At 37.0% G+C, this 14,265-nt stretch carries 9 protein-coding genes; all 9 read right to left on the bottom strand.

Annotated elements, in window-relative coordinates; all coding sequences use genetic code 11:
- Positions 1 to 18 precede the first annotated feature (18 nt).
- The gene (locus tag O0955_RS12690) at positions 19 to 1,971 is read right to left on the bottom strand and encodes a M60 family metallopeptidase (RefSeq protein WP_269427918.1); all 1,953 of its coding nucleotides are present in this window, start codon (positions 1,969 to 1,971) and stop codon (positions 19 to 21) included.
- 39 nt (positions 1,972 to 2,010) lie between these two features.
- The gene (locus O0955_RS12685) at positions 2,011 to 3,771 is read right to left on the bottom strand and encodes a DUF4983 domain-containing protein (RefSeq protein ID WP_269427917.1); all 1,761 of its coding nucleotides are present in this window, start codon (positions 3,769 to 3,771) and stop codon (positions 2,011 to 2,013) included.
- Between the two features lie 31 nt (positions 3,772 to 3,802).
- Positions 3,803 to 5,422 carry a DUF5008 domain-containing protein gene (locus O0955_RS12680; RefSeq protein WP_269427916.1) on the bottom strand — a complete coding sequence of 540 codons (1,620 nt, stop codon included), beginning with the start codon at positions 5,420 to 5,422 and terminating at the stop codon, positions 3,803 to 3,805.
- A gap of 17 nt (positions 5,423 to 5,439) precedes the next feature.
- Positions 5,440 to 6,159 carry a fasciclin domain-containing protein gene (locus O0955_RS12675; protein WP_269427915.1) on the bottom strand — a complete coding sequence of 240 codons (720 nt, stop codon included), beginning with the start codon at positions 6,157 to 6,159 and terminating at the stop codon, positions 5,440 to 5,442.
- A 26-nt stretch (positions 6,160 to 6,185) separates the two neighbouring features.
- Positions 6,186 to 7,679, bottom strand: coding sequence for a RagB/SusD family nutrient uptake outer membrane protein (locus O0955_RS12670; protein ID WP_269427914.1), 1,494 nt, complete (start codon positions 7,677 to 7,679; stop codon positions 6,186 to 6,188).
- Between the two features lie 17 nt (positions 7,680 to 7,696).
- Positions 7,697 to 10,834, bottom strand: a complete 3,138-nt coding sequence (locus O0955_RS12665; protein ID WP_269427913.1) for a SusC/RagA family TonB-linked outer membrane protein — start codon at positions 10,832 to 10,834, stop codon at positions 7,697 to 7,699.
- A 97-nt stretch (positions 10,835 to 10,931) separates the two neighbouring features.
- Positions 10,932 to 11,960, bottom strand: coding sequence for a DUF5007 domain-containing protein (locus O0955_RS12660; RefSeq protein ID WP_269427912.1), 1,029 nt, complete (start codon positions 11,958 to 11,960; stop codon positions 10,932 to 10,934).
- 11 nt (positions 11,961 to 11,971) lie between these two features.
- Entirely contained in the window at positions 11,972 to 12,649 is a 678-nt protein-coding gene (locus O0955_RS12655) for a hypothetical protein (protein ID WP_269427911.1), read from the bottom strand.
- Between the two features lie 37 nt (positions 12,650 to 12,686).
- Positions 12,687 to 14,255, bottom strand: coding sequence for a RagB/SusD family nutrient uptake outer membrane protein (locus O0955_RS12650; protein WP_269427910.1), 1,569 nt, complete (start codon positions 14,253 to 14,255; stop codon positions 12,687 to 12,689).
- Positions 14,256 to 14,265: the final 10 nt, after the last annotated feature.

The raw sequence follows: 14,265 nt of genomic DNA, 5'->3' as shown, positions 1-14,265 counted from the left end.
TTAATTAATTGTTAACCATTATTGAATTGCACCTACTTCAGATAATGAAGCATTTGTTCCAGTATTCCAGGAATCTTTAATCACTATTCTATAATATTTTGCTTTTACCGGTGCAGGGAAAATAAAGTTATACTGCGTTGCCGCGTTTGGTATTTGAGTAGATGCAACTGCCGTAAAAGTTACGTTATCTGCACTACTTAATATATCAACATTTTTTGGTCTTTGTCCTGCACTTGCCCTCGGTGTAAAGTACAAGCCTCTTAAAGTTTGTGAATAGCCTAAATTATAAGTTAAAGTGTAAGGAAATGCACCAATTGGAGCGGTTTGCCATGCAGAGTGCCAGTATGTTGCCGTATTGCCATCAAGTAAGGTTGCAGCCCTGCCATTAACTGCTCCTTCACCATTTGTTTCTTCAGAACTTGCTGTCATTGTAGGTACTATAGCTGCTGTACCACCGGCTTTAGTAAATATATTATACGTCCACAGCTTAACTTTTAAAGGAGGATATTTTGCCGAAATTTTAGCCTGAGATTGTGTACTTATTAAGATACCCCATGCTTCAAAAAAAGCAGCTAAATCTGTTTGGGCATATTCAGATGCTCTTTCATAAGTAAAATCATGTTTATCAATATCATTAAATGATAATCGGGATGCATGTCTTGCACTGGTATAAAAGTAAGTCATCATATCGTACCCATACTTTTCAAATAACTGTATAAAAGGATTGATTTTTCTGAAAGGGCCTTCATTTACATCCACGAATAATGGATCAGTGTCAAAATTTTTGGTTACGCCAGCCGCAGGTGTACTTGCCGCGAATGCCAGTGCAGCAGTCACATAATCGTGATTTACTCCATGTAAAATATTAAAAGCAACACCATTTCTTTTAGCCACTTTAAATGAGAACAGGTTATTTGTCGTTTCACCCAAAGTGCTCCAGCTCCATACAAGTGGTTGCTGACAATTGTGACCGAATTCATGGTAAGTACCCCAGTTGGTGCCTGTTAAAAGTTGTTTTAAACTGGTAAAACTGTTAAACCATTCATCGTCCATTTGACCAACAAAAGGGAAACCGCTATGTCCGTAACCGGCGGTCAACTGAATATCTAAAACGCCTCTCCATGGACCTTGCGGACTTCTGTCTTTTACATCCGGAGCATTATCCGAAAGTCCCATCCAGGCATTATAATCCAAATCAAACTTATTATTCCACTCTGTCATTACTGCAGTTGGATTAGTTAGTGGTTCACTGGAAGTAAATTTTCTGATTACAAAATCTCTTGGAATCAAAAACACAACTCTTTTGGCACGCATCTCTAGCCATGGCACATTAGATGCCTTAACCTGCGCTACCCATGCAGCATCCTGGGTAACTCCCAATACAAAATCAGGAGAAACAACCGCACCAGAAATAGTGAACTCAACCGGTTTTGGGAAAGCAAATGCCGCCCTTATGTAAATGGTACCGCCATATAAATTACGCACATAATTAACACCCGGATATAGTTGTTTTACACTATAAATAATCGGATCTCTAAGTAATGGAACTTTACCGGTTAAATTATCAGTATGACCACCAATTTGCATGCTTAAACCATTAATTCCATCGGGTACAATAATTTTAATCAGCTCACCCGGGGCCGCATAATAACCCGTACTAAATTGTGGTTCAGGCGCTACCTGAATACGCAGGTTACTCGCATTCTGAGCTGAAAAATTCAGATCAAGTGTAAATTTCTGATCCTTTACACGAGGTTCGCTGTTGTCTACCAAACCGGGAAAAATACGCGCTTTAGCATACATTGTCCTGTCTACTACAGACATGTTGGTATCAATTGAAGAGGAAGTATTTGGCGTTTTGGAACCATCAGTATAACCATCTTCAACTTCATATCCATATTTTTTACAGGCAGCCGTGCTGAGCAGTAAAATCAGGAATGTTATTTGGAGTAAAAATTTGTTACGTTTCATATTTAAGAAATAATAGGCCTTTAAGTATTAATTTGTTTATTATATCCTAACATCCGTATAATTAGGTTTCCATGATTTGCCTTTTAGCTGCCATGAAGGTTGAATAATCACCCCCATCCAGGTATAAATCTGAAAAGGAATATCAACATTATTAGGAACAACCATATAAGTGGCTTCACTTACTGTTGGATCAAGGTTTGGTGAAAAATCTGTAAAAGTTTTCCATTTCGCGGTTGAAGACATTGTAAAGTTCCCAGCCTTACCAGATAAGTCTGCCAATGTGCTTCCTCCACCTTCATTTGCCGGCCAGTAACCCACTAAGTTATTATAGTTTGGAAATGTTGCATCAATAGTTGTTTTACGCATATTGGCTAAAATTGCTGCATCAGGAATAGCCACATTAAACATAGCCACTTCTTTAATTAAAAGGTCTATTGTTCCCCCTTCTCCTGAAATAAAATTACCTCCAAGAGTCAGCGGAGCTGGCGAATCAAAATTACCAACATTGGTTATCACCTTATCCAGACCTTTTACACCATCTTTATACATGGTTACAGTACGTACGCTTCCATTCATCCAAACTTTAAAAGCTATGGAGTGCCATATACCATCTCTGATTGTTCCACCGCTTACCTGTGTATTTCCTTGTCCAACCTGGCTCATATTTAACTGAAAGATATCTCCTTCTAAAAATAAAACCCAACCAGGTACTCCAGCGGTAAAACTTGCCCTTTTAGAAATAAATGAAGGGTAATTACTAGCGGGGCCATCATACCTGATCTTACATTGGAAGGTAAAATCACCGGTTCCAAAATTTCCAATGGTCGCATTTGGTAATTTTGCAAAAGAAAATGCACTGTTTGTACCGGTAAAATTCGGAGCTGCGCCACTATACGGTAATTTATCAGAATCAGGTTTAGGCACAAACTGAGATACAAATCTCGGGTTATAAAATATAATAAAGTTATTACGGGTGTCATCAGCATAAACGGTTTTATCCGGATTGTTCGGAATTGCAGGAATTACACCGCCTTTATTTGAAGCAATTACCACTAGCCAGTCTTCTGAAGCAAAAGTTTTCCGGCCTTGAAGTGCTGTCATAATTTCACCTATATAAGTATCCTGCTGTTTTATTGCGTTAATGTAATTTGTTGAAGCATCGGTATAACCGCTTGCTGCACCAGCCACCTCTGCGCTATGAAATTGTGCAACTACAATACCTGCATCATCTTTTTTGAATTCTTCTATTACGCCATCTTTAACTTTTGCATCATCATTTTCATAATTAAGCGTTACTGTTGCATCTTTAGCTAAATTATCATTAAAAATTTTAGATGCAGCAATGGATACCGATCTCAAATTTGGATTTGTTTGCCTAAAACGTGTAAACAAACTGGGAAAAGAAGCGATCTGATTTCCTGAAAAGTTTTCTGTTGTAACCTTATGTTTATCACTTGTTACACCGGTAATCATATTAGACCACGCGGTTGCATTTGTCATGGTTGAGGTTTGATAATCCGTTAATCCGTCATAGGCATAAATAGATTTTTTAACTATCTGAGCCAGAACAGGAGGATTTAAAGCTCGTAAAGCCTTGCCTCTAACACCATCCATAATAATGTATAGTACCTTACGGGTTTTATTATTTATTCCTGTCGTATCGTTTTTATAATTTGTGTTTAAGGTATTTGGAAAATCTTTATTACAAGACGATCCAAATAATAACACAAATGCCAGGCAAACCGCCGCGGTTAATGACCGGAAGACATTTGTTGCTGTGTTTTTTTCTAGATTTTTCATATTTCGTGGTTATGAATATTCATTTAAATAGTTAAGGCTTAAGTTCTACACGAACAATGTTGCCAACTTTCTTATTGTCAAATTTACTAATGAAACCTGTTAAAATCACCGCAGGGTTACCTAAAGATGATGTGGTTTCAACCATTCTGTAAATCTGACCCTGGAAAGCACCTGAGTTATTATAACCCGATGCTAGCTTTCCATCAGCATTTAGCACCATAAAACCCTGTCTGACAACGTCATTATATTTATTAAACTGGCCGGAAACAATTATTTTCCCATTATCCAGTTGCGAGGCAAACGTTGGAACGCCACCTGATAAATTACTGAATGAGAATGAATTATCTATTGAACCATTAGCATTTAACATGGCAACACCCGATCTGGAGGTACCATTATAACTATTAAATAATCCGGAGATGATAATTTTTTGGGTAACCGAATTATAGGTTATAGATGTAATATCATCATTTGTACCTGCGCCTGCATTAAAACTAGCATCTAAGGTTCCATCGGTATTGATCCGTGCAATATGATTTGCCGGAGATCCGTTAAAGGTTGTAAAACTACCTACAATAACAATTTTTCCATCCGGCTGCATAAATGCATCGTTAATTGCACCATTGCCTCCTGCATAGCTTTGTCTAACCGCAGGATCAAAATTGAAAGTAGAATCCATCGTTCCATCAATTTTAACACGAACAAGCTGCCTCATTCTGGTTGCATCCAATACTTTGTTATCATAAGTAGAACGTTCGTAGAAATATCTAGCGTAGTATTGAAAAGTTCCAACTATGGTTATCATGTTATTTTGAACAAAGGTTTTTCTGATTACCCCATCCACTCCACCATTAAAAGTTGGTACCGTATCTACATTTTTTCTGATTTCTAACGGAGTTGGGTTAATCACCTGAATAATGGTCGAATCTAATGTACCATCACTATTTAAGCGGGTAATGCTATTTATATTTTTTCTATTGTTAAAATTGCCAAATAGTCCGGCTATAATATATTGGCCATTAGGTAACCGGTTAACACTGTATACCACACCATTAGCCCCTTTACCAAAATTCAGTGTACTTGCATAGGCGCCCTGTGCTGTTATTTGCGCTACACCTCCAATTGGCACTTTAGCGGTTGCTTTATTGTCAAAATCAGTAAATGAACCACCCAGAAAGTAATTAGAAGTAGGTAGTTTTAAAATATCATATATACTGCCATTAGAACCGTTGACTGCTAAAAAGGAGCCATCCAGACTTACTTTTCCATCAATTGTAAAGTTCGGGCCAAAAAAGGTTTGGCCATCAAGCATTACAGAAAAGCCTCCGGTACTGGCATTATCTGGTATTTTTACTCTGATTGTACTGTCCGTTAAAGCCAATACTGTTGCTTCAACCTCATTAATCAGAAATTTAAATTTGTCCTTGTATTTTAGTAATCCTCTTACATTTACATTAACCTCGCCACCCTGCGTACCTATCTCCGGATCAGGAACATCTGCCGAGAATTTTATACCCAGCGGCTGCTTTCCTCCGGCATAAGGATCTTCTCCAATCAGCTCTTGCTTTTTACAAGAAAATATAGCCAGTGTTAAGAAAAGCATTAACACCATTGTTTGGCTTACAAAATTTTTATGATTTATAATTCTCATCTTCTTTATTTTAAAAATTATGGTGTTGGTGGTAATATTCCGCTTGATACTGCAGTATTGATAAACCGATCGGTATTAAAGCCAAAATTATGCTTGTTTTGAACCAAAACGTGTACGATACCGTTTGTTGGAGCAATATCTGATGAGGCAATTGGTACATTTACCAAACCGACCCGCGGGTTGGCATAATCAGGAATAAAAGACAGGATTAACTGTCTGTAACCTGCATATTTAACACCTCCGGCATCACGGTATAAAACTCCAATATTCATTGTTCTGCCCTGATACGAAGTATAACCCTGACCTGGGAAAGCCAATAAAGATAAGGTATCTATTTGCGGATAGTCTTTTAAGCGGCTGGTGCCTTTAAAAACATACATGGACAATGTTTCTTTCCAAACAGAAGGCTTAATTTGCGTAAGCTGTGAAACGGTATCCCTGCCATTTAATTTAAGGTAAGTATTTAACCTGTTAAGAGATTTATAGATGGTTGAACTTGTTGGCGCAAAAAAGGTAACATTCTCTTTTTCAAAAACATCGTTCATACCGGCTATATTAATCACCTTTGTAAGGGTATCAAAATAAACAGGTTTTGATTTCAGATAACTTAGAATGGTACCATTATATTCAGCTGCATGTACACCCGTATCGTAATAGTAATCGTTCTTTTTACATGATGCAAATAACACCGCAGCAAGTAATACCATAACTGCGGTTTTTATAAATATTTTAAACATAATTTTCATCTTTTTAGTTAATCAGGTTATCTCCAGAAATTGTTTAAAGTCATGTTAGGGTTATTCAGCAATGCTGACGGATCAATAGGCCAGGTCCAGGCTCTCGCGTTATAATCACTCACTGTCATTACACGATAGCAATATTTAGAATCCAAAATTTTCTTAGTTCTTACAAGATCATAGTAATAATGACCTTCTCCCATAAGTTCTCTTACTCTTTCAAAATAAATATCATCCTTCAAATCATTACCGCTTGAAGTAATATCAGTTGCTTTAGCTCTTTGTCTAACCATATTAACATATCTTTTTGCCTCTGCCTCTTCTCCCAGTTCCGCTTCTGCTTCAGCTGTTAATAATAATGCATCCGACAAACGGAAAACAATAATATCATCATCATTTAAAACTTCTGTACCAGACACATATACATTGGCAAATTTTTTAAACTGGAAAGTACCATTTGAAGCTGATCTGTTTTCAAACCAAATATCTTTTCTTAAATCAGGTAAACCATCTGAGTAAATTTGATCCATGAATTTTTTATCGTAGTAGGCCAGGCTATTTGTATTGGTAATGGCTCCTTTAAGTGGGTAATGGCTCACTAAATTCCAAAAAGAAGCCTGTGTAGAAAATTTTTCGCCATAGTTTGCATTTTGAAGAATTTCGAACAAACTTTCCTTAGTGCGTCCCTTAAATAACTGTTTGTTGCTGTCTTCAGTTAATGGCAATAAACTATAATCGTTCGTACTGGTTATTTCGGCGCCTAAATTTTTAACTTCAGTATAATACTTTGTTTTATTGACTTCGTCAAAGCCGGCAGCCCACATATTCATGTGCATTAAAAGTGCAATTGCACCACCACGCATGGCTCTTACACCTACTAAAGAAGGATCTGAATAAGTCCATGGCAAATCTGCTTTAACTGCATTCATATCTGCAATACAGTTATTTAATACCGTAAGCATCGGTGTTCTTGGTAAGGGTTCTTCATTGTATGCATTGGTATAATAAGGCACATCACCATATAAACGCACAATAAAAAAGTAAGCCAGGTTACGCATAAAAACGGCCTCGGCCTTATAACGTTTCTTATCTGTTTCGGATAATGAAGGATCGGGAACTTTATCTACCTGGGCATATAAAATATTGGCCCCTTGTATAATATCGTAAAAGCTAACCCAGTAGGTCATATTTTGAAAATTATAACCGCTTGTCCATTGTTGGTTACTAGCTACTAAACCCCTTAAGTTATTGGTGCTCAACTGAGAAATAAAAAGATTACCTGTTACAGAGTTTAAAGGCGTACAACGTATATCAGCTACAGGGAAGAAACCTCCACTTTGTGCTGTTTTTGTTCTTAAAATTCTATATAAACCATTGGTAAAGCCTTCAACATCCTTTCTGGTTTGCCAAAAGTTATTTCCAGATAAATTATCAGTTGGTACTATGTTTAGAAATTTTTTACAGCTTATGGTTGATATTGACAAACCAACAATAAGAAAGATATATTTAAATTGTTTCATAATTATAGTTCTGAAAATTAAAATTCTACGTTAAGTCCAAAGGTGTATGTTCTTGGATTTGGATAACCACCTGAGCTGTCCCGCCCCAGTGCACTCACATTTTCTGCACTTGGTCCTGAGTAGTTTGAAATCATAAATACATTACTTGCAGTAAGAGATACATTTAAGCGGTTAACACCATATCGTTTTGTAAATTTCTGGTTGATTAAATAACTTAATGTAACCTGATTTAATTTAAAGTAAGATCCATCTTCCTGAAACAATGTTTGGGCAAAACGGAATGGATCTACAATTTTACTTCTTGTAAAATCATAAGGGTTTGGATAGGTAGCATTATCACCTGAAGCCAGCCAATAGTTATATAAACTTAAAGGCACCAATCCCTGAGGTAAAATCCTGTTTCCATTTTTATCAATAGCAGTAGGATTATTAAAGATTTGGAATTGAGAAGCTAAGGCATTATTCAAAATATCTCTTTTCAAGGTAAAAGAACCTTGGGCACTAAATGAAAAGCTTTTGTATTGGATAAAAGTTGAAATACCACCGGTAATTTGTGGCTGTGAGTTACCTGCCACCACTAAATCCTGGTTATCCAAAACGTAATCGCCGTTTAAATCGGTAAATCGCGGATCTCCTGCCTGAAAGTAGTTTAAAACACCATTTCCACCAATTCTATACCTCAAACCTGTTAAAGGATCAACCGGAACATCGCCAATAGTAGAGTAAACACCTTTAGTATTATAAATAAAGTTCGAAAGCGAGTTTAATCCAACCCTGTATAAAATGGATTGTCCTGTTGTTGCATCCACATAGATAAATTGCCGTACACCATCGGGTAAATGCGTTAACACATCGTGGTTAATGGCGATATTTGCAGATATTGTCCAGTTTACTTTACTGCTGCTCGGCAATGGTCTGGCGGTTACATTGGCTTCGTAACCATAGTTAACCATACTTGCTTCATTTGTTGTAACGCTTTTAAAAGAGTTTGTATTAGAAAGGTCTTTTGTGCGGAAAATATTATCTACTTGTTTATAGTAAGTATCAAAAGTTAAACTGATTCTGTTGTTAAATAAGGCCAAATCAAAACCCGCATTTAAAGTTGTATTTTTTGTAGGTTGTAAATTTGTGTTGGGTAAGCGGGCAGTATCAAGATTTACTGTGGGCTTACCGTTATAAAGATTACCAGAGACATATTTACCATAAACATCATAAATGGTTCCGTTTGGCACAATATTACTACCGTAACTTAACCTTAACGATCCATATTCAAGCCAGTTAAGTTTTGATAAAAACTCTTCTTTATTGAAGTTCCACCTTACCCCAACTGATGGACTTTTAGTATAACCTGCATCTGGCCCGTTGGTCGAATTTCCATCAAAACGGTAAGAAAGATCCAGTACATATTTTTGTTTATAGTTGTAAGAGAAGTTACCGGCAAGGGCAACAGATCTAGACTGATAAAAATCATTTAATGTACCTCCGAGCGAAGTAACATAGTTATCAACTCCAATAATAGGGCCGCGGATGTGGTCATTTACCCCCTTATTACTTTTTATTGCATCAGCTTTATAGTTGGCACTGTTAATTTCCGTAAAAACGTAGGCGTTGAAATTATGAGCATCCTCACCGCTTTTATCTTTAATGCTGTATACATATGCCAGTAAATTCCTGTTATACACCGTATTTTTCACACTGTTGTAAGTAAACAGTGAGGGCACATTATTATTAATAGCAGCTGGTAAAAAATTATCTTCAGTTGCTGTATTATAAGTATAGTTAAAATTTGAGGTCAATCTTAATCCCTTAACAAACTCATACTGCAATTCTACCGTACTGTTTACATTAACCGTTTTATTATCGTTATCAGTTTGAATGGCACTTAAAACCGAATTTACAGAAGTAAACTGAGATGGAGCCGGAAGCAGTGACGATGATGCCCCGCCCTCAGCAACACCATTATTAATTAAACCATTCCCACTACCCTTTTGCTGCTTGCCTAATGAATTGTTTATTCCGGCGTATAATTTAAATTTTGAATTGGGCTGGTACTGCATATTCATATTCAGGTTGTAGCGGTTAAAACCTGTATTTTGCTGAATACCGCTTTGATCAAAGTATCCTAAATTAGCTTTATAGTTAAATGTCTGATCACCACCCGATATATCTAAGTTATGGGTTTGATTATAGGTCGTTTTGTAAAAATAAGATTGCCAGTCGGTTGAATTGTTGTAGTAGGCATTTAAACTATCTGACAAAAATTCTGTACCGTTTACTAAACCTAAAGCGTGATAATAGCTGGAATCGCTGGTCATAATTTGATCAATACGAAGAAGTCTTTCACCCTTTCCACCAATTACTGAACGAAGTTTCGGCACCGCACTAACGAAAAACTTACCGCTGTAACGGATTACCGGAATTTTTGAATTTCCTCTTTTCGTGGTAATTAAAATTACTCCGTAAGCTCCTCTCGAACCGTACAGCGAAGTTGCTGACGCATCTTTCAAAACCTCCATATTCGCAATATCTTCCTGAGGAATTAAGGATATCGGGCTAATTCCGGGACCAGCCTGCTGGAAACCGTATTGATAACTTGAATTATCATCAACCGGAATACCATCCACAACAAAGAGTGGCGTTGTTGGCGTTAAAAAGGCTTCGTTACCAGAGCCGGAAATGGTCAGGTTAGAAAGTCCACGGATGGCTATAGATCCCCTGATACCCGGCGAACCAGTATTTTGCTGAATATTTAAACCGGCAACTTTACCCTGAAGTAAATCTGTAATATTTGCAACCGGAACATCCTGCAACTCTTTACCCGAAATAATTATACTTGATCCTACCGAAGTTTCTTTTGTTTTGGATACATATCCGGCAATTGAAACCTCTTTTAACTGGTTATTATCAGGGTTTAGGGAAATAGTTATTTTTGTTCTGCCCTTAACCTCAACTTTGTGGGTTACGTAGCCAATGTATTTAAAAACCAATGTTGCATTCTCATCTACGCTTACAGAGAAATTTCCATTGCCATCAGTCATACCAATGGGTTTTAAAGGATCGCCTGAAAGAATACTCACGCTTGGCAGTGTTCCATCATTTTTGTCTCCTTTATCAATAACAGTTCCTTTAACTATTATTTTCTTTTGTTGAGCCATTAATTTTTCGTTTGTACAAAACAGCAGGAACAAAAAACTTATTATGTAAAGATACCTCATATCAGATACTTATATTTTCTTAAAACAGATGTATTAATTAGTCATTTGTGAATTTGGGGCGCTCCGTTCTAAACCAGAAGGTAATTTCCCAATCCCCTTTCTCGAACAGCTGAAAATAGAGGCCCAGCTGTGCCGATTCCTTTACATTTCCAAAGCCTTGTCTGTCATATCTAAATACAGCTCTGGCCGCTTGTCCGCTACCATCAGTATATATTGTTGGGTAAGCTGCTAAAGGAACAGGATAGGCCACTTTATAGCTAACCGCCTCATTAGTTTTAACCATATCAAAGCCATGTACAACTGTTGGCCATTGCGTAGCCGCAAATTTGTTCGGATCAATCGGATTGTAAAGACTATCCACAAACTTAAAGGTTAAAGAATTTCCTGTATCATTTACTTTTCTGGTTAAAACCTGTACTTCCACAGGAGATAAATACCTGTTGGTACGCTCACCCCGTATGTTGTTGAAAATGCCTGGAAAAATGTAACCAGAACTAATTTGTCCGGTAATAGGATCAGCTGCCGAAAGCTCGTAAGGACGCTCTTTATAAGGTTGAAGCTTAAAGTTTTTGAAATACCTTCTTCCACCTGAGTTGGTCATTTCCACATCGAAAACATATCCCGAATCAGGTTGTGCCCTGACAAAATCAGATTTTGCTTTTGCCCACATTAAAAACTGACCTGAGTGTTCTCTTATTTCAAAAAGAGGGTGGTTTTCAGTAGTACGCTTCGCTTCAATCTCTGCCAGTGATTTTTCGTCACCCAAATACGATTGCTTCCATACAGTAACCGGGAAGTTTTCGGTCAGCTCGGGAGCAGGATCACCGTTAAACCTGCGCATATTAATAATTTTAAAGCTAAGTGGTAAGCTTGAACTCGCTGCATTAAAATTATTCGAGAATAAAGTATTTCTACCCAATACAGGTTTATAAACGGTTGTTGTGAACTGAGAATCGGAGCCCAAAGAAAGGCGGGCATCAGGCAAATTCTTTTTACAGGCTGTAATTGCGAAGGCAAAACCAAAAAGCAATACACCAAATAATGATAAATATCTTTTATTATCCATTTTATTAAACCTTATTGATTAATTCTTTTTACAAATTCATTAAAGCCAAAATCGTGACTAGGTGCCAGAACATTGATTATGGCATTTTTTGTTTTAATATTTACTGCATTAGTCGTTGCGTTTTCCCAGTATTTTTGAAAAATAGAATTCTTGGGATCGCTATAAATAATTGATTGCGGGCCGCCTTCAACAAAACCTGACGCATCCAGTTTTTTGTATTGAACATGCATTTGGTAATTGTATTTCATACTTTTTAAGGTTACACCATCCGTAAAAGGTTTATAATCTTCAGTGCTGCGAATCCCTTTAACCATATACCGGCTAAGCAATGTATCCAGCTGTGCTACATTAGCGTCTTTTAAATACATCGGTGTTTTATTTTGTGCTTTACGCTCAATGTTTAAGTTTTTTATCGCCACCTGAAAACTTTGATTAGTTACCGCAAACAGGGTAAGCTTATCATTTGCTAAAGAATCTTTTAAATCAGGTACTCTGTCTAAAACAAATAACATCGAATCGTAAGTATTTTTTTGATCCTGAAGGTATTTTAAGGCTGTACCGTCAAATTCTTTAATGGTATTTTCATAATCATGGTAGGCCGAATCTTTTTTGCAGGCTGTTATGCCCAAACAAAAAACAAACAGCATTACAAGAGGCGAAAACAAAAGCTTATTTATTTTATTTTTCATCTGTATTTCTATTATCAATTGATTATTCATTATAAACTTAGTTCCAGTAGCCATTTTGTGTAACACTTGGATTGGCATTAATTACATCTTTAGATACCGGCCAATAAATTCCATTTCTGTCTATCAATGTGTTAAATGCAGCATTATTACGCTTAATCTTGTTATACCTAACCTGATCAAACCATCTCCAGCCCTCTCCCATTAACTCTCTGCGTCTTTCCTCAAAAATGGCATCAATCAGGTCTTTTGATGATGTTGAGCCATAAGGAATAATTCCTCTAAGGTTTGTCGCACGGTTTAAATTATCAATAGCCTCGTTTCTCTGTCCCAACACAGCCAAAGCCTCTGCTCTTAATAAGGTTAATTCCTCTAAACGGGTAAATAAAACGGCAGAAGTAAATAAGGCAAAGTCTCCACTGGTTCTGGCATCTGCAACAACCTTAATTTTACTGAACATTGGTTTTTCAGTACTGTAGTTAAGGAAATAGTTAGTACGGTATAACTTTGTAAGTGGGTCTATGCTAAAGCGAAGGTCACCAGGATCGGTAAATACTTTACGGATAGTGTCTTTTGGTACATAAATTTCAGGTGTAGCCTTTGATATTAACGGACTGGCCAAGGTTAATTGCTCCAGGTGACCGTTGGCTGTTGCCTCGCCATTACCATATTCGAAACCAAAACCAACAACCTGCGTAGCTCTTTTAAATGCAAATGGACTGTAACCATTATTATTTTCGGTTAAGGCATCCATATCAATATAGCGAATACCAAAACTTCCGTCACCATTTAATTTGGTGTAATTATCAACGATGAATTTAGTATAAACCTCTGTATCAAAGTAGTTGCTTTGCCATGCAGAAATGTGTGCCAGAATTGCATAAGCTGCCAGTTTGGTAAATAAAACACCATTCCAGGTAGGCCATGGAGCACCATAATAAAGCCCCGGAAGCTGAGCATCTGTACCGCCATAACGAAATGGTAAAACTTTAGCTGCCAAAAGTAATTCGGAAGTTGCAAATGCTAAAACCTTAGCCTGGCTGGTTCGTGCGTGTTGTTCAAAATCACCATCGTGAGAAGAGGTTAATAAAGGAACATCGCCCCAGATTCTAGTCATATAAAAATAAGCAAACGCCCTTAAAGCTCTTGCCTGTGCAATATCTACATCATGATTTACCGTTGTATAGCGTTTATCCAATGGTAAAATTTCACCTGAACGTTCAATAAACAAACTTGCCGCGTTAACCACAGAGTAAAATCTTCTCCAGTTGGTAACCCTGGTTAAAAGTGGATAAGATGCATTTAACTGACCATCTACAATCGATTTTAAATCGGGACGGCTTGTAGATGCAAAATCGCCCTGTCTTAAATCTCCAATCAGCCAGTGCGTATTATCGGCTACCATTGCAGTACGCATTAACGCATAAATACCAATCAATCCGGCTTTCGCATCTTCCAGTTTAGTCCATTGTGTTGTTTCGTCCGATAAACGTGAAGACTCAATATCTATGACTTTTTTACAGGAATAGTTACCGGAAACTACAATAATTAATAATAGCGCTATTAAAAACTTATTTAATTTAGCACCCATATTTAATAATGATATCATATTATATTTT

This window comes from Pedobacter punctiformis (assembly GCF_027213715.1).
In the GTDB taxonomy this organism is placed as follows: Bacteria; Bacteroidota; Bacteroidia; order Sphingobacteriales; family Sphingobacteriaceae; genus Pedobacter; species Pedobacter punctiformis.
The sequence above is the reverse complement of the archived record's forward strand: the minus strand, read 5'-3'. Positions and strand labels throughout refer to the sequence as shown.